Below are 15,287 nucleotides of genomic sequence, written 5' to 3' on the forward strand. Positions count from 1 at the left end.
TGGCTAATACATTCAAAATGTTGTTTTAGTATAGCGGCGTTGTTACGCCGCTATCAATGGCAGAACGGAGATTGTGACGTTAGAGGGTCGGGTAATCGGTGTAACCTTCCGCGCCGCCGCCGTAGAAACTTTCGGCGCGCTGTGGGTTCAGTTCCGCTTTATGTTGCAGACGCGCCACCAGATCCGGGTTAGCGATATAAGCGCGACCAAAAGCAACGGCGTCGATCAGACCTTTCTCGATCAGCGTTTCGGCTTTTTCAGGCGTGTAAGCGCCCGCGCCAATGATCGGACCGTGGAAACGTGCACGCACTTTCTCGCGGAACGCGTCGGAATACGGCTCACCACCGGCCCAGTCTGGCTCAGACATATGCAGATAAGCGATGCCACGCTTGCCCAATTGCTCGATCAGATACAGCGCGTCGGCTTCTTCATTCGGACCGTTGTCGACGTTCTGGAAAGAGCCAATCGGAGAGACGCGAATACCAATGCGATCGGCACCCCATTCTTTAATACCGGCATCGACAACTTCCAGTACCAGACGCGCACGATTCTCGACGCTACCGCCGTATTGATCGGTACGCTGGTTAGAGGTTGGCGACAGGAATTGGTGCAGCAGGTAGCCATGGGCGGAGTGCAGTTCTACCATGTCGAAACCCGCTTCACGCGCGTTAGCAATTGCCTGACGGAAATCATTAACAATACCCGGAATTTCTTCCGTTTCGAGTGCACGCGGCATAGAAGTATCGGCACGCGTCGCCAGACCGTTTTCATCGCGCAGTGATGTGCGGGTACCGGCGCTAATCGCGGAAGGTGCTACAGGGGCCTGGCCGTTTGGCTGCAGACTGGCGTGGGAGATGCGCCCGGTGTGCCACAGCTGGACAGCAATATGACCTTGCTCAGCATGTACGGCTGCAGTGATTTTCTTCCATGCGGCAATCTGTGCTTCGCTGTGTAGCCCCGGCGCTCCGGCATAACCTTTCGCCTGGGCGGAAATCTGCGTCGCTTCACTGATGATGAGTCCCGCGCTGGCGCGTTGACGATAATACTCGGCCATCAGCGGAGTAGGGATGTCGCCAGGCTCAATGCTGCGCAGACGCGTCAATGGCGCCATAAAAACGCGGTTTGCCGCCGTAATGGCACCCACTTTCAGTGGGGAAAACAGTTTTTCAGATGACATGTGGCACTCCTGAATAGACCGGTCGTCTAGTAATAAAAGAAATAAAAACGCCTGTTAAACGGCAGGCGTCGTAATGATGGTTTTAACGTGCGCCAGCGCATTTTCCAGCGGTGTGGCGCTACGAGAAATCTTGGCCTGCAGATTGGCGCCCAGCCACAGTGCATACAGAACCTGTGCCTGCTGTAATGGCTCACCAACGAAAGACAAGCAATGATTTGCCCGACCTTTCTCCAGTGCCTGCGCTAACAGCGCAATGATGTGCCGTGCGCCTTTATCCATCGCTGTACGCATATCTTCTGACAGATCGCACACTTCGGCAGACAGTTTAACGGTTAAACAGCCGCTAATAATGCCGTGCTGGCTAAACTGATTCAGGGTTTCCTGATAATAGGCCAGAATCCTGTCGCGGTAGTTTCCCGCCCCCGTATCAAAATGCGTAGCCAATCGCTGATGATAAGCCGCATAGTGGCGTTCCAGCATCGCGACGCCGAACGCTTCTTTTGAGCGAAAATAGTGATAAAACGAACCCTTAGGCACTTCAGCGGTTTTTAGTAGCTCACTCAAGCCCATGCCGGTGAAGCCGCGCTGCATGCACAGCAGCTCGCCAGTCGCCAGAAGATGTTCGCGTGTATCGTGTTCAGTGACTTTGTTCATGAAAGAAGCATAATAGACCAGTCGGTCTAATGCAATAGCGCTTGCGAGAAATTCAGTTAACGTCTTCAATAGATATATCAATCTTACTAAAGGAGGGGATGTGGCAGAACAGCTGGAATTTTTCCCCGTCCAGAGCCCATGCCGTGGTATCTGTCAGTCTGACGAGCGCGGCTTTTGCCGTGGCTGTTTTCGTAGCCGGGATGAGCGTTTTAACTGGCAAAAAATGAGCGATGCCGAAAAGCAGGACGTGCTGCGCCTTTGTCGCCAGCGCCTGATGCGTAAATTACGTGCAAATAAACCCAACCCACCAGAAGAACCGCAACAACCTTCACTCTTTTAAAAGCGTAATTGCGTATACTCGATGCACATTCATTTATAAGGAAGCTGCTATGGTTCAGCGTATTACTATTGCGCCGCAAGGCCCGGAATTTTCTCGCTTTGTGATGGGTTACTGGCGCCTGATGGACTGGAATATGTCCACGCGTCAGTTAGTCAGCTTTATTGAAGAGCATCTTGACCTTGGCGTTACCACCGTCGATCACGCCGATATTTACGGCGGATACCAGTGTGAAGCAGCGTTTGGCGAGGCGATGAAACTGGCTCCGCATTTGCGTGAGAAAATGCAGATTGTCACCAAATGCGGGATCGCCACGACGGCGCGCACGGAAAATGCGCTCGGGCACTACATTACCGACAGCGCCCATATTATTGCCAGCGCGGAACAATCGCTAAAGCTGTTGGCGACCGATCATATTGATTTGCTGCTGATCCATCGTCCCGATCCTCTGATGGATGCAGACGATGTGGCCGACGCATTTAAAAAATTGCACCATAGCGGCAAAGTGCGTCACTTTGGCGTCTCTAACTTCACCCCCGCGCAGTTTTCGCTGTTGCAATCGCGTCTGCCGTTCACTCTGGCGACCAACCAGGTTGAAATTTCACCGGTACATCAGCCACTCCTGCTGGATGGCACATTAGATCAACTGCAACAGCTGCGTATCCGTCCGATGGCCTGGTCCTGTCTGGGGGGCGGTCGTCTGTTTAATGACGATGCCTTCCAGCCGCTGCGCAATGAACTGGCCGCGATCGCAGAAGAATTGAACGCGCAGTCCATCGAGCAGGTGGTGTACGCCTGGATCTTACGTCTGCCTTCGCAACCGCTGCCGATTATTGGTTCGGGTAAAATCGAGCGTGTTCGTGCCGCCATTGAGTCCGAAGCGCTGAGCATGTCTCGCCAACAATGGTTCCGCATCCGTAAAGCCGCGCTGGGTTACGACGTACCTTAATCGCGTTTTTGGCGCTTCACCGTTCAAATTTGTGTCACTGGTTTACACTTATCAATCAGACACCTTTTAGACGGAGGTCTTATGAAGCGTTTGAGTTTAGCCATTATTACCTTACTGGCCTGTGCAGGTGCGCAGGCTGCCAGTGAAGAAGAAAAAGTAACGATGAATCTGGTGACGTCGCAAGGCGTCGGCCAGGCGATTGGTACTGTCTCAATTACTGAAACCGGGAAAGGGCTGGAATTTACCCCCGATTTGAAAGCGTTGCCTCCGGGTGAACATGGTTTCCATGTGCATGCCAACGGCAGTTGCCAACCGGCGATTAAAGACGGGAAGGCTTCAGCGGCGGAATCAGCGGGAGGGCATTACGATCCTCACCAAACGGGTAAACACGAAGGCCCGGAAGGTGCAGGTCACATGGGTGACCTGCCGTTGCTGGTGGTGAATAACGACGGTAACGCCACAACACCGGTCGTTGCGCCGCGGCTTAAATCCCTGGATGAGATAAAAGGTAAGGCGCTGATGATTCACGTGGGCGGCGATAATATGTCCGATCAACCGAAACCGCTTGGCGGTGGCGGAGCGCGCTACGCCTGCGGCGTTATCAAATAGTCAGCTGCTTAGCGTACCCGGTGGTGGCGCCTGTTCAAGCTGTGACAGCGAGCAGTGCAGCCGCCAGACGAGGGCCGACAGCTCTTGCGCTGCAGGTTGATGATGGTGGGCGAGCGTATCACAGATACGCTGTAGCTCGCTTAGCGTGGCATTCAACGGTCGTTGTTGGACGCCGCGCTCACTCATCACGTCGCGTAGCAACGAGATACACACATCCCTGACGCGAGCCAGCGGATCTGAGCGCGCCTCCCAGGTACGCAGTTGCCACACCACATGCGAGCAGTTCAGCAAGACAACCCCCCAACGTAATAACCAACGCCTCGCCAGCGCATCCTGACTGTTACTCAGCTGGCTGACGTGATGATAGGTCAACGACTCAAATTCATTCTCACTGAGTGCAGGATGTCGGCTGAGCTGATCGACAAAATCCCGACGCAGGGCGCGTATATGACGGCGGCTTTTCCGCGCATCCGATCCGGGGCGTAGAATAGCGAATGCCAGCCATGACAATGCCACGCCGGTGATTTTCGCCAAATTGTCATTCAGAAAATCAGCAAAGTCGTATACCGGAGGATTCGTTACCGCGATGAACGATCCCATAAACACGATAAGCTGTCCCCAAAGCCCCGCCAGCGCAGGCATTTGTAGCTTTAACAGCTGCATGGTGGCGAGGAGCGGGAAGAGAAACAGGATGAACTGCCAGAGATCGGTAATTTGTACCATCAAACCAAACTTGACCACAAAGCTAAACAGCGACAGCAGAACCAACGTGCGCATTAACAAGGAAAGTGATTTGAAGGGCGTGGCAACGGCGGAATACAACACGCTGCTGATGGCCGCGAGCGTGAGTGCGCCAGATCCTGATTCCCATTGTGCGCCAATGCTCCATGCGCCGATAAGCATCAAAGTGCAGAACGTGCGTAACCCGCTCCAGATAGCTTCCGCATTATCGGTATGGCGGGCAAGCCCTGGCGTACGAGCAACATTGATACGTTCGGCGGTAACGCCATTTTCCAGCAAATGCAGGTAATGGCTGCTACGTAAGTAGAGGCGGCAAAAATAGCGCAGTCGTTGCCAGAAGGCGACGTGTCGATAATCGCGGGCATCGACGGGACGCAGTGGGGCGATAATACGCGCGACGGTATAGCTGTCGGTATTGGATTTGACCAGCGCGCCAAGTAATTGCTCAATAATATCGCGGGTATTAGCGGGAGGATTAGGCCAGTTCAGCAGCATTCTGCGCAGGCTGGAAATCACGCTGGTCATACGTAGCTGCTGATGCAACAGCGAATTGAGTAAGGCATTTTGGCGGCGAAAGCGGTAGTGACTCCAGAACGCCTGTATACGCAACAGGTTCATGGTCAGAATCTGGCCGATAACACCTTCATGTGCCGTGCGGATGGCATCCGTCGTCTCCGGTTGCCAGAGCAAACTGGCATGCTCGAGCAAACGCGTATGCATGTTTTTCAGTGCTGTAAGCAACGTGGTGCCATCGGAGGTGCTGGGTAGGATCATCATCATCATACCCCCGCACAAGATACCCACAATGACCTCGCATACGCGGGCCTGCGCGATATCCCATAACTGCGTGATCTCGACGGTATTGACCATCGGAAACGCAATGATCGCCGCCGTGTAACCCGCCAGTTGAAAGGCGTAGGCGACGTTATTAGTAAAATGCGCGCAGGCCCAGGTACAAAAGCCGATCCAGACTGACATGCTCAGCAGAAAAAGCCACGGTTCATTGAGGGTATGGCCGGCAATAATCAGCGCGGCTGTCGCGCCAAGTAAACTACCGGCAACACGACCCAGGCTTTTGCTGATGACCCCGCCGACGGTAGGGAAACTCACCACTGCCGCCGAGGTCATCGCCCAATAGGGTTCGTCCAGATTCAGATAATAGGCGAAGGTTAACGCCAGACACATCGCAATGGTGTTACGCAGCGCATAACGCCACTGTGCCGGCGTGGCTTTAAACCATGGCCAATTGCCTGGCGTCAGGTGGGGCATTTTCATTTACGCTGGCCGATAGAGACGCTACAGGTGGTACCAGAGACCAGTGTGACATCCTGCGGCAAAGCGTCAAATTCAATGCGCACAGGGACACGCTGCGCCAGACGTACCCACGGCACGTTTGGCTTGATGTCGGGAATCAGACCGGAATCGCTTTCTACACTCTGGTCATAAATCGCGCGACCAATGCTGGAGACGTGACCCTGTAACTTAACGTTGCCGCTGTAGAGCGTAATTAACGCCGGTGCGCCTTCGCGTATGTGACGCAACTTAGTTTCTTCAAAATACCCCATCACATAAAAAGAGTGGCTGTCGACAAGAGCAAACAGCGGCTTACCGGTTGAGGCGTAGTCGCCGGTGCGGGTTGAAAGGTTAGTGACCCAGCCCGCTACGGGCGCTTTGACGACCGTTTGCGACAATTGCCATTGCGCCTGGCGCAAACTGGCCTCGGCTGCTTCAACGCTTGCCTGCATCGCTTTTACGTTGAGGTTGGCGGTATCCAGATCTTCGGCTGAGATATAATTTTGCGATAAATGACGACGACGATTGGCTTCATTATTCGCTTTTGCCAGATCGGATTGCGCTTTCGCCAGCTGTGCTTGCGCATTCAGTTCAGCAATGTGAAACGGCGTCTTGTCGATAGTAAACAGGACATCCCCTTTATTCACGAATTGGTTATCTTTTATATTGAGTTCATTAATGCTGCCCGAAACCTGCGGTGTGATGCTGACCTGCTCTGCACGCACTTTGCCATCACGTGTCCAGGGCGACTGCATATAGTAATTCCACATCCACCATCCGGCAAAAACTGCGATTGCAGCGACTATAATGGTTGAGAAGTATTTAATGGTTTTGAGCGACATAATCACCACACAATCAGCATAACAAAGGCCAGACCTACGCTAAGCGTAAAGAGAGACAGATCCATCAACAGGGGATGCCAGATCTCACCGGAATAAATCCAGTCGCGCAGCAGGCGATGAACAACCAACCAGAGAATAAACCCTGCGACAAACGCCTTGAAAATGGGAGGGAAGTAGACAGATGCACCGATCATTAAATCTTGTAGGGGCAATCCTGTTGCATTAAACATAAACTTCACGGGCAAAATCCTTGACGGAAGAGAGCATTGCTATAGGTTTAGCAAAAAAGAGACGATGAGTCTCTGTAACACATAATGTCTGAAAAAATGTCAACCGGTAAGCAAATTTGGCAATACATTTGTTTTGAGAATACAAATGCTGCACACTATTCTAAAATCAGCACAATAACTTAGCAAGCTAATTATAAGGAGATGAAATTGGAATCGCCATTAGGTTCTGATCTGGCACGGTTGGTGCGCATTTGGCGTGCTCTGATTGACCATCGCCTGAAACCTCTGGAGTTGACGCAGACGCATTGGGTTACGCTGCACAACATTCATCAGTTGCCGCCGGATCAATCGCAGATCCAGCTGGCTAAAGCGATTGGCATCGAACAGCCTTCGCTGGTACGTACGCTCGACCAGTTGGAAGAAAAGGGACTCATTTCACGACAGACTTGCGCCAGCGATCGTCGGGCAAAGAGAATTAAACTGACTGAGAAAGCCGAACCACTGATCGCAGATATGGAAGCGGTTATCAACAAGACACGTGGAGAGATTCTGGAAGGGATTTCAGCTGAGGAAATTGATCTGCTGATTAAACTGGTCGCCAGACTGGAACACAATATTATTGAACTGCAGTCGCAGGGCTGAGACGAGAGATGACGTGTGGCCAGTGCCTGACCACACGTAAATTCGATTAACGTGGAGACACGGTAACCTGGCTGCCGTTGTTCGCCATAACAACGCGCTGACCAGCAGAGAATTTGGTCGCGCCCTGCTTCTGAACCACCATAATGGTATTACCATCATCCTTACGGATTTCCAGTTCGACACCCTGGGTTTTATTCATCGCGCCTTGTACGCCCTGACCCGCGACGCCACCGGCAACTGCGCCAGCAGCCGTCGCTAATGAACGACCCGTACCGCCGCCGACGGTGTTACCCAGGAACCCGCCGAGCACCGCACCACCGATAGCGCCAATTACGTTAGCGTCATCGCCACCCTGGATTTGCACCGGACGAACATGAACAATCGTACCGTAGGTAACGTTCTGAACTTGTTTCGCTTCGGATGCGGTATATACGTCGCCGGAAAGGCTATCATTGTTCACGCAGCCCGCTAAAGATACGCCCATTAATGAAACAATCAGCACACGTTTAATCATTTACAAATCTCCTTTGTCACCACGAAACGCTAATAACGCCCCATCATGGTTAAATTATATGGCATTTGTGAGCCTGAGGTCACATGTGCCACTGGCACAATATGAAAATCTTAACCGAAATCGGATCAACCGAGTATAAACGAATCATTCATATAATTGATGTAATTAAGCGACCATTGACATGATTTCCTCTCAAAAATCATTCAGGAAGCATGGCATTAGTCTGCACTTTATGGTTGAGTGTCAAGGCTAATTTGCTTAAAAGGATGACGTATGAAATCGGGCCGTTTTATCGGTGTTATGTCTGGAACCAGCCTTGATGGCGTCGATGTTGTGCTGGCGACAATAGATGAAACGATGGTTGCACAGCAGGCGAGTCTGACCTGGCCTATCCCCATTCATGTAAAACAGGCGATTCTTGATATCTGCCAGGGGCAGCAGCTTACGCTTTCTCAGTTTGGACAACTGGACGCGCAACTGGGTTATCTTTTTGCCGAGGCGGTAAATGCGCTGCTGGCGAAGGAAAAATTGAAACCGCAGGATATCGTAGCGATTGGTTGCCACGGACAAACCGTGTGGCATGAACCGAACGGCGCTGCGCCGCACACGCTACAAATTGGGGATAACAATCAGATTGTCGCGCGTACCGGGATAACCGTCGTCGGCGATTTTCGTCGGCGTGATATCGCGCTCGGTGGGCAGGGCGCGCCGTTAGTTCCTGCGTTTCATCAGGCTCTATTGGCCCATCCCACAGAGCGGCGGATGGTACTGAACATCGGCGGAATTGCCAATTTGTCGTTGCTTATTCCGCAACAACCCGTTCGCGGATACGACACCGGACCGGGCAATATGCTGATGGATGCTTGGGTCTGGCGGCAATGCGGTCAACCCTACGACAAAGATGCGCAGTGGGCCATTTCAGGAACGGTGGTCCTGCCGTTGCTACAAAATATGCTTAACGACCCTTATTTTTCCGCGCCTGCCCCTAAAAGCACAGGACGTGAGTATTTTAATTACGGCTGGATAGAGCGTCATCTGGCGCAGTTCCCGGGAATCAGCCCACGAGATGTACAGGCGACGCTTGCCGAACTGACGGCAGTCACCATTTCAGAGCAGGTCTTGTTAAGCGGCGGCTGTGATCGACTCATGGTATGTGGCGGCGGAAGTCGTAATCCTCTGCTGATGATGCGTCTGGCAGCATTATTACCAGGTACCGAAGTCACTTCTACCGATGACGCCGGGATTAGCGGCGACGATATGGAAGCGTTAGCCTTTGCCTGGCTGGCGTGGCGAACGTTGGCCGGATTACCGGGAAATTTACCTTCTGTGACCGGCGCGTCAGAGCCGAGCGTGTTAGGGGCGATTTATCCTGCCAATCCACGAACTCAGAGTTAACTGAAATTATTCAGCGCGGTATGTCGGTAAACTAGGGATATTAGGGAGGGTGCCATTACCCTCCGGGACCAGGAAAGTCTTCAGGATAGGGCTATGAAAAAACTGTTGTTAGTATGTCTGCCGGTACTGCTTAGCGGGTGCAGCGTGTACAACCAATTTGTTGAACGTATGCAAACCGACACGCTCGAATACCGTTGTGACGAAAAACCGCTTACCGTGAAGCTGAACAATACGCGCCAGGAAGTGAACTTTGTTTATGATAATCAGCTATTGAACCTCAAACAGGGCATCTCGGCATCGGGGGCGCGCTATACGGATGGTATCTACGTCTTCTGGTCTAAAGGCGACGAGGCAACGGTCTATAAACGAGACAGAATTGTGCTAAATAACTGTCAGTTACAGAACCCGAAGCGTTGAGATTTTCACCTGGGCGGCGCACAATAGCGTCACCCACTGACAATCCGTAGCCTAACATCATGTCTGACAACGACGAATTGCAGCAAATCGCGCATCTGCGCCGTGAATACACGAAAGGCGGTCTTCGCCGCCACGATCTTCCCGCCGAACCCCTTGCGCTGTTTGAGCGTTGGCTGGGGCAAGCTTGCGATGCCAAACTGGCAGACCCTACTGCTATGGTTGTTGCGACCGTCGATGAAAATGGTCAGCCGTATCAGCGCATCGTGTTGCTCAAACATTATGATGACAAAGGGCTGGTTTTCTATACCAACCTCGGTAGCCGCAAGGCGCACCAAATCGAGAAAAATCCCCGTATCAGCCTGTTGTTCCCATGGCATACCCTGGAACGGCAGGTGATGGTGATCGGCAAGGCTGAGCGTTTATCCACGCTCGAAGTCGTGAAATACTTCCACAGTCGCCCACGCGACAGCCAGATTGGCGCCTGGGTATCTAAACAGTCCAGCCGGATCTCCGCTCGCGGCATTCTTGAAAGCAAATTCCTTGAGCTGAAGCAGAAGTTTCAGCAAGGGGAAGTTCCGTTACCCAGTTTCTGGGGCGGCTTTCGCGTGAGTATTGAACAAATGGAGTTTTGGCAGGGCGGCGAAAATCGTCTGCACGATCGTTTTTTATACCAACGTGAAGATAACGCGTGGAAAATTGATCGTCTGGCCCCCTAAAGATGCAAAATTCTTGTTTTAAGCGCTGGTGCTGATCAATCCGGCGCTTTATTCTATGTTTCTTTCGCATCAGGCGAAAAGTCGTGTACCGGCAAAGGTGCAGTCGTTTTATACATGGAGATTTTGATGGCAAGCAGTAACTTGATTAAACAATTGCAAGAGCGGGGGCTGGTGGCCCAGGTGACGGACGAGGAAGCGTTAGCAGAGCGACTGGCGCAAGGCCCGATCGCGCTCTATTGCGGCTTCGATCCTACCGCTGACAGCTTGCATTTGGGGCATCTGGTTCCATTGTTATGCCTGAAACGCTTCCAGCAGGCAGGCCATAAGCCTGTTGCACTGGTAGGTGGCGCGACCGGTCTGATTGGTGACCCGAGCTTCAAAGCTGCCGAGCGTAAACTGAATACCGAAGACACCGTGCAGGAGTGGGTGGATAAAATCCGTAAGCAGGTTGCACCGTTCCTCGATTTCGACTGTGGCGACAACTCGGCGATTGCTGCGAACAACTACGACTGGTTTGGCGGTATGAATGTGCTGACTTTCCTGCGTGATATCGGCAAACACTTCTCTGTTAACCAGATGATCAACAAAGAAGCGGTAAAGCAACGTCTGAACCGTGACGATCAGGGGATCTCCTTTACCGAGTTTTCTTACAATCTGCTGCAGGGCTATGACTTTGCCTGCCTGAATAAACTGCACGGCGTGGCGCTGCAGATTGGTGGTTCTGACCAGTGGGGTAACATTACCTCCGGTATCGATTTGACCCGTCGTCTGCACCAGAATCAGGTATTTGGTTTGACCGTTCCGCTGATCACCAAAGCGGATGGCACCAAATTCGGTAAGACCGAAGGCGGCGCAGTGTGGCTGGATCCGAAGAAAACCAGTCCGTACAAATTCTACCAGTTCTGGATCAACACCGCCGATGCGGACGTTTATCGCTTCCTGAAATTCTTCACGTTCATGGACATTGAAGAGATCAATGCGCTGGAAGAAGAAGATAAGAACAGTGGTAAAGCCCCGCGCGCCCAGTATGTTCTGGCTGAGCAGGTCACGCGTCTGGTTCACGGTGAAGAAGGTCTGGTTGCAGCAAAACGCATTACTGAAAGCTTGTTCAACGGCAACCTGAGCGATTTGAGCGAAGCGGATTTCGAACAGCTGGCGCAGGATGGCGTGCCGATGATTGAGATGGAGAAAGGTGCGGATCTGATGCAGGCGCTGGTGGATTCCGAACTGCAACCGTCTCGCGGCCAGGCGCGTAAGACCATTGCGTCTAACGCGGTGACCATCAACGGTGAGAAGCAATCCGATCCAGAATATTTCTTCCAGGAGAGCGATATCCTCTTCGGGCGCTACACGTTACTGCGTCGTGGCAAGAAGAACTATTGTCTGATTTGCTGGAAGTAAGATTTAGTTAGCAGGGGCGTGGGAAACTACGCCCCTTTATTTTTTCAGGGTTGTGATAAGTAAAATGAAAAATATCCTCGCCATCCAGTCCCACGTTGTTTTTGGTCATGCGGGAAACAGCGCGGCAGAATTTCCGATGCGTCGTCTTGGCGCAAATGTCTGGCCGCTGAATACCGTGCAGTTTTCTAACCACACGCAGTACGGCAAATGGACCGGTTGCGTTATGCCGCCGACTCATCTGACTGAAATCGTGAAGGGTATTGCCGATATCGATAAACTCCAGACCTGTGATGCAGTACTGAGCGGCTATCTTGGCTCGGCCGAGCAGGGTGAGCATATTCTGGGTATTGTGCGCCAGGTTAAAGCGGCCAATCCGCGGGCAAAATACTTTTGTGACCCCGTGATGGGGCATCCGGAGAAAGGGTGTATCGTCGCGCCGGGCGTGGCGGAATTTCATGTGCGTCATGCGCTTCCGGCCAGCGACATTATTGCCCCGAACCTGGTTGAGCTCGAAATTCTGTGCGAACATGCGGTTCACAATGTGACTGAAGCGGTGATGGCTGCCCGTGAGCTGATCGCCCAGGGGCCAGAAATTGTGCTGGTGAAGCATCTGGCTCGCGCGGGTATCAGCACCGATCGTTTCGAGATGTTGCTGGTCACGGCTGAACAAGCGTGGCACATCAGTCGACCGTTAGTTGATTTTGGCGCGCGTCAGCCGGTTGGCGTGGGTGACGTTACCAGCGGCTTGCTGCTGGTGAAACTGCTGCAGGGCGCGTCTTTACAGCAGGCGCTTGAGCATGTGACTGCGGCAGTGTATGAAGTGATGATCGCCACCAAAGAAATGCATGAGTATGAGTTGCAGGTGGTGGCCGCTCAGGATCGTATCGCGAAGCCTGAACACTACTTTAGCGCGACGCAGTTGTAATCAACGCCCGATGGCGCTCACGCTTATCGGGTGTACAGGCCGGGTAAGCGCAAGCGCTACCCGGCAACACCAATTAATTCAACCCTTCAGCCTTCAACGCTGCGGCAACCGCCGGGCGTTCAGCCATACGCGCCATATACGCCTCGATATGGCTTAATCCTGCCATATTCAGCTTAACCGCATAAGCCCAACGCAGCACGGTGAACAGATAAGCGTCTGCAATGCTAAAGCGTGGGCCGCAGATCCATTGCTCATCTTTCAGCGATTCATTCACGTACTGCATTTTTTTCTCCAACTGCGCGCGAACGGTTGGCTTGAAGTCTTCCGGCGTATCGGGACGGAACAGCGGGGTAAAGCCTTTATGCAATTCTGTCGCAATGTAGTTTAGCCATTCGATGGTTTTGTAACGGGAGAGACTGCTGGTAGGGGCGAGGAGGTGGCGGTCTGGCACTGTGTCCGCCAGGTATTGCATGATGGCGACGCCTTCGGTCAGTAATGTACCGTCGTCCAGCAGCAGCGCGGGAACTTGTCCTTTTGGGTTTACCGCGAAAAAATCATCGCCGTTTTCCAGACGTTTCTTCATCAAATCGACACCATCCAGCGTGAAATCTTTACCGCTCTCACGAAGTGTGATGTGGGAAGCGAGAGAACAAGCGCCCGGTTTGTAGAACAGTTTCATCGGTAACTCCTTTTGGCTGAGGTTTATCGTATGGTAGTGCTACCTCTGGCAAAAAAAAAGCCGCTAACAACAGTTAGCGGCCTGAAAATGAGTTTCCCTGAGAATTACGCTGTCGCGGCCTTAGAGGCTTTCTCATTAGCGTCATCGTCCTGAGTCATACGATTCAGTTTCGGCGCCGTCAGCAGCATCAGAACAGCGATAACCGCCGTTGCAACACCAATCTGCAGGAACACACGACCGTAGACTTCCAGAGACATCAGCGGGTCAGTCACGTTTTCTGGAACTGCCATCATGTTAGCGACGTAACCGCCGATGATGTTTGCACCGGCAGTGGTCAGGAACCAGCTACCCATGATGAAGCCCATCAGACGTTGCGGAACCAGCTGCGCCACCATGGCCAGACCCAGACCGGAAATCATCAGCTCACCGATACTTTGCAGACCGTAGCAAATGATCAGCCAGTTAACGGAAACGATGCCCGCATCGGTGGCGAATTTCGCACCCAGCGGCAGGATCAGGAACGCACCGGAGCACAGCACCATACCAATCGCGAACTTGGTCGGCATCGGCAGCGTATCACCCATCTTGTTATAGATAGCGGCGAGGATTGGGCTACCAATGATGATCCAGAACGGGTTCAGCGCCTGGTACTGCTCAGGTTCAAAAGCAATGCCCAGAATAGAGTGTTCAACGTTACGAATCGCAAAGAAGTTCAGTGAGGTCGGCATCTGGCTGTACAGCACGAAGAAGATAATCGCTTCCAGCATCAGAATGAAGGCGACGATCATTTTACGACGCGCAGCACCGTGCATGGTGAAGGCTTCTTTACCGAAGATAAATACGATACCAATGGCAATCACACCCAGAACCATACGGGCGATTTCCTGGTTGTGCAGCAGCCAGGTCGCAATCGCGATCAGAACCACAACGCCAGCGATGGTCAGCAGCAGGTTACGGAAGTTGATCGGCTCAAAGTCAGGTTTAGAACCGTACTGTTTAACCCAGCGCTGACAGAATGCGAAGTTAACCACGGTGATCAGCATACCTACGACGCTCAGCGCGAACGCGGTGCTCCAGCCGTAACGCGCAGCTAACCATGGCGTTGCCAGCATAGAGAAGAATGAACCGATGTTGACGGACATATAGTACATGGTAAATGCACCATCAAGACGCGGGTCATCTTTTGCATAGCAGGTAGAGAGCAGGGAGGATGGGTTGGCTTTAAACAGGCCGTTACCGACCGCGATGGCCGCCATGCCCATATAAACAATACCAGCATCGTGACCGGACCATGCAACCAGCGCATAACCGATGGCCAGAACAATGGCGCCCAGCATAATGACACGTTTTGTTCCCAGAACTTTATCACCTAACCAGCCGCCGATGGCAACCAGACCATACACCAGTGCGCTAAAGGACGAGAAAAGGGTGATGGAATCCGCTTCTGACATACCCAGTTGCTTAACCAGGTAGACGGCCATAATCCCTTGCAGGCCGTAATAACCAAAACGTTCCCACAGCTCTATCGAGAAAATGAGATAGAACGCTTTCGGTTGTTTGAAGGCGTTTAAACTAACGCTTTCTGTTGGTTTATTGTTTGCAGTAGACACTTTTACCTCTTTTTTTACATCCCATATCAACGGGGGTGTTCAGGTACGTGATGAATCAAGTTCATCCGTCCGATTGTTATAGTGGGAGGGGAAACGGCAAGTAATGTTCACTATCTTGACCATTCAGACAAGTGGTTTGTAATAATCTGTTACATA

Annotated in this window: 16 protein-coding genes and 1 pseudogene; 9 read left to right on the forward strand and 8 right to left on the reverse strand. The window is 52.3% G+C overall.

Annotation, left to right across the window (positions count from 1 at the left end; translation table 11 throughout):
* Positions 1–79: 79 nt before the first annotated feature.
* Positions 80–1,177, reverse strand: coding sequence for an alkene reductase (locus FDW92_RS12585; RefSeq protein ID WP_042308647.1), 1,098 nt, complete (start codon positions 1,175–1,177; stop codon positions 80–82).
* A gap of 54 nt (positions 1,178–1,231) precedes the next feature.
* Positions 1,232–1,831, reverse strand: a complete 600-nt coding sequence (locus FDW92_RS12590; protein ID WP_042308645.1) for a TetR/AcrR family transcriptional regulator — start codon at positions 1,829–1,831, stop codon at positions 1,232–1,234.
* Between the two features lie 100 nt (positions 1,832–1,931).
* Here FDW92_RS12590 and FDW92_RS12595 point away from each other — a divergent pair, with 100 nt between their 5' ends.
* The 3 genes from FDW92_RS12595 (at position 1,932) to sodC (ending at position 3,726) form a co-directional block, all read left to right on the forward strand.
* Positions 1,932–2,171, forward strand: a complete 240-nt coding sequence (locus FDW92_RS12595; protein WP_038640381.1) for a DUF1289 domain-containing protein — start codon at positions 1,932–1,934, stop codon at positions 2,169–2,171.
* 49 nt (positions 2,172–2,220) lie between these two features.
* Entirely contained in the window at positions 2,221–3,117 is an 897-nt protein-coding gene (locus FDW92_RS12600; protein WP_042308642.1) for an aldo/keto reductase family oxidoreductase, read from the forward strand.
* Between the two features lie 81 nt (positions 3,118–3,198).
* On the forward strand, positions 3,199–3,726 hold the full coding sequence (sodC, locus tag FDW92_RS12605; RefSeq protein ID WP_042308639.1) for a superoxide dismutase [Cu-Zn] SodC: 528 nt from the start codon (positions 3,199–3,201) through the stop codon (positions 3,724–3,726).
* On the opposite strand, the pseudogene FDW92_RS12610 reads toward sodC, so the two are convergent.
* The 3 genes and pseudogenes from FDW92_RS12610 to FDW92_RS12620 all read right to left on the reverse strand — a co-directional run bounded on the left by FDW92_RS12610 (position 3,702) and on the right by FDW92_RS12620 (position 6,841).
* Positions 3,702–5,742: pseudogene (locus FDW92_RS12610) on the reverse strand (FUSC family protein). The gene sodC and the pseudogene FDW92_RS12610 sit on opposite strands and share 25 nt — an antisense overlap.
* The gene (locus FDW92_RS12615; RefSeq protein WP_038640386.1) at positions 5,739–6,602 is read right to left on the reverse strand and encodes an HlyD family secretion protein; all 864 of its coding nucleotides are present in this window, start codon (positions 6,600–6,602) and stop codon (positions 5,739–5,741) included. Before FDW92_RS12615 ends, FDW92_RS12610 begins: the two are co-directional and overlap by 4 nt.
* A 2-nt stretch (positions 6,603–6,604) precedes the next feature.
* Positions 6,605–6,841, reverse strand: a complete 237-nt coding sequence (locus tag FDW92_RS12620; protein ID WP_038640388.1) for a DUF1656 domain-containing protein — start codon at positions 6,839–6,841, stop codon at positions 6,605–6,607.
* Positions 6,842–7,033: 192 nt separating this feature from the next.
* Here FDW92_RS12620 and slyA point away from each other — a divergent pair, with 192 nt between their 5' ends.
* Positions 7,034–7,474: a transcriptional regulator SlyA gene (gene slyA / locus FDW92_RS12625; protein WP_019076732.1), complete on the forward strand. Its 441-nt coding sequence runs from the start codon at positions 7,034–7,036 to the stop codon at positions 7,472–7,474.
* A 46-nt stretch (positions 7,475–7,520) separates the two neighbouring features.
* Here the strand turns inward: slyA and slyB are convergent, their stop codons facing one another.
* The gene (gene slyB / locus FDW92_RS12630; RefSeq protein ID WP_003029175.1) at positions 7,521–7,988 is read right to left on the reverse strand and encodes an outer membrane lipoprotein SlyB; all 468 of its coding nucleotides are present in this window, start codon (positions 7,986–7,988) and stop codon (positions 7,521–7,523) included.
* Positions 7,989–8,261: 273 nt separating this feature from the next.
* On the opposite strand from slyB, the gene anmK reads away from it, so the two are divergent.
* The 5 genes from anmK (at position 8,262) to pdxY (ending at position 12,842) form a co-directional block, all read left to right on the forward strand.
* Entirely contained in the window at positions 8,262–9,383 is a 1,122-nt protein-coding gene (gene anmK, locus FDW92_RS12635) for an anhydro-N-acetylmuramic acid kinase (protein ID WP_042308634.1), read from the forward strand.
* Positions 9,384–9,476: 93 nt separating this feature from the next.
* Positions 9,477–9,800, forward strand: coding sequence for a C-type lysozyme inhibitor (gene mliC, locus FDW92_RS12640; RefSeq protein ID WP_042308632.1), 324 nt, complete (start codon positions 9,477–9,479; stop codon positions 9,798–9,800).
* 59 nt (positions 9,801–9,859) lie between these two features.
* A complete protein-coding gene (gene pdxH, locus FDW92_RS12645; RefSeq protein WP_038640396.1) occupies positions 9,860–10,516 on the forward strand; it encodes a pyridoxamine 5'-phosphate oxidase in 657 nt (218 codons plus the stop codon).
* Between the two features lie 126 nt (positions 10,517–10,642).
* A complete protein-coding gene (tyrS, locus tag FDW92_RS12650; protein WP_032939770.1) occupies positions 10,643–11,917 on the forward strand; it encodes a tyrosine--tRNA ligase in 1,275 nt (424 codons plus the stop codon).
* A gap of 64 nt (positions 11,918–11,981) precedes the next feature.
* A complete protein-coding gene (gene pdxY / locus FDW92_RS12655; RefSeq protein WP_042308629.1) occupies positions 11,982–12,842 on the forward strand; it encodes a pyridoxal kinase PdxY in 861 nt (286 codons plus the stop codon).
* Positions 12,843–12,915: 73 nt separating this feature from the next.
* Here pdxY and gstA read toward each other — a convergent pair whose 3' ends face one another.
* Together gstA and dtpA are read right to left on the reverse strand one after the other, a co-directional pair.
* Positions 12,916–13,521: a glutathione transferase GstA gene (gstA, locus tag FDW92_RS12660; protein ID WP_042308627.1), complete on the reverse strand. Its 606-nt coding sequence runs from the start codon at positions 13,519–13,521 to the stop codon at positions 12,916–12,918.
* Positions 13,522–13,625: 104 nt separating this feature from the next.
* On the reverse strand, positions 13,626–15,131 hold the full coding sequence (gene dtpA, locus FDW92_RS12665; protein ID WP_042308624.1) for a dipeptide/tripeptide permease DtpA: 1,506 nt from the start codon (positions 15,129–15,131) through the stop codon (positions 13,626–13,628).
* Between the last annotated feature and the right edge of the window lie 156 nt (positions 15,132–15,287).

The organism is Citrobacter sp. wls706 (genome assembly GCF_005281305.1).
Taxonomy (GTDB): Bacteria; Pseudomonadota; Gammaproteobacteria; order Enterobacterales; family Enterobacteriaceae; genus Citrobacter; species Citrobacter werkmanii.

Coding starts and splice junctions, on each gene's coding strand:
- gstA (WP_042308627.1), bottom strand. CDS start 13,521: ATGAAACTGTTCTACAAACCGGGCGCTTGTTCTCTCGCTTCCCACATC.
- pdxH (WP_038640396.1), top strand. CDS start 9,860: ATGTCTGACAACGACGAATTGCAGCAAATCGCGCATCTGCGCCGTGAA.
- FDW92_RS12600 (WP_042308642.1), top strand. CDS start 2,221: ATGGTTCAGCGTATTACTATTGCGCCGCAAGGCCCGGAATTTTCTCGC.
- tyrS (WP_032939770.1), top strand. CDS start 10,643: ATGGCAAGCAGTAACTTGATTAAACAATTGCAAGAGCGGGGGCTGGTG.
- anmK (WP_042308634.1), top strand. CDS start 8,262: ATGAAATCGGGCCGTTTTATCGGTGTTATGTCTGGAACCAGCCTTGAT.
- pdxY (WP_042308629.1), top strand. CDS start 11,982: ATGAAAAATATCCTCGCCATCCAGTCCCACGTTGTTTTTGGTCATGCG.
- FDW92_RS12590 (WP_042308645.1), bottom strand. CDS start 1,831: ATGAACAAAGTCACTGAACACGATACACGCGAACATCTTCTGGCGACT.
- slyB (WP_003029175.1), bottom strand. CDS start 7,988: ATGATTAAACGTGTGCTGATTGTTTCATTAATGGGCGTATCTTTAGCG.
- slyA (WP_019076732.1), top strand. CDS start 7,034: ATGAAATTGGAATCGCCATTAGGTTCTGATCTGGCACGGTTGGTGCGC.
- FDW92_RS12585 (WP_042308647.1), bottom strand. CDS start 1,177: ATGTCATCTGAAAAACTGTTTTCCCCACTGAAAGTGGGTGCCATTACG.
- FDW92_RS12615 (WP_038640386.1), bottom strand. CDS start 6,602: ATGTCGCTCAAAACCATTAAATACTTCTCAACCATTATAGTCGCTGCA.
- mliC (WP_042308632.1), top strand. CDS start 9,477: ATGAAAAAACTGTTGTTAGTATGTCTGCCGGTACTGCTTAGCGGGTGC.
- sodC (WP_042308639.1), top strand. CDS start 3,199: ATGAAGCGTTTGAGTTTAGCCATTATTACCTTACTGGCCTGTGCAGGT.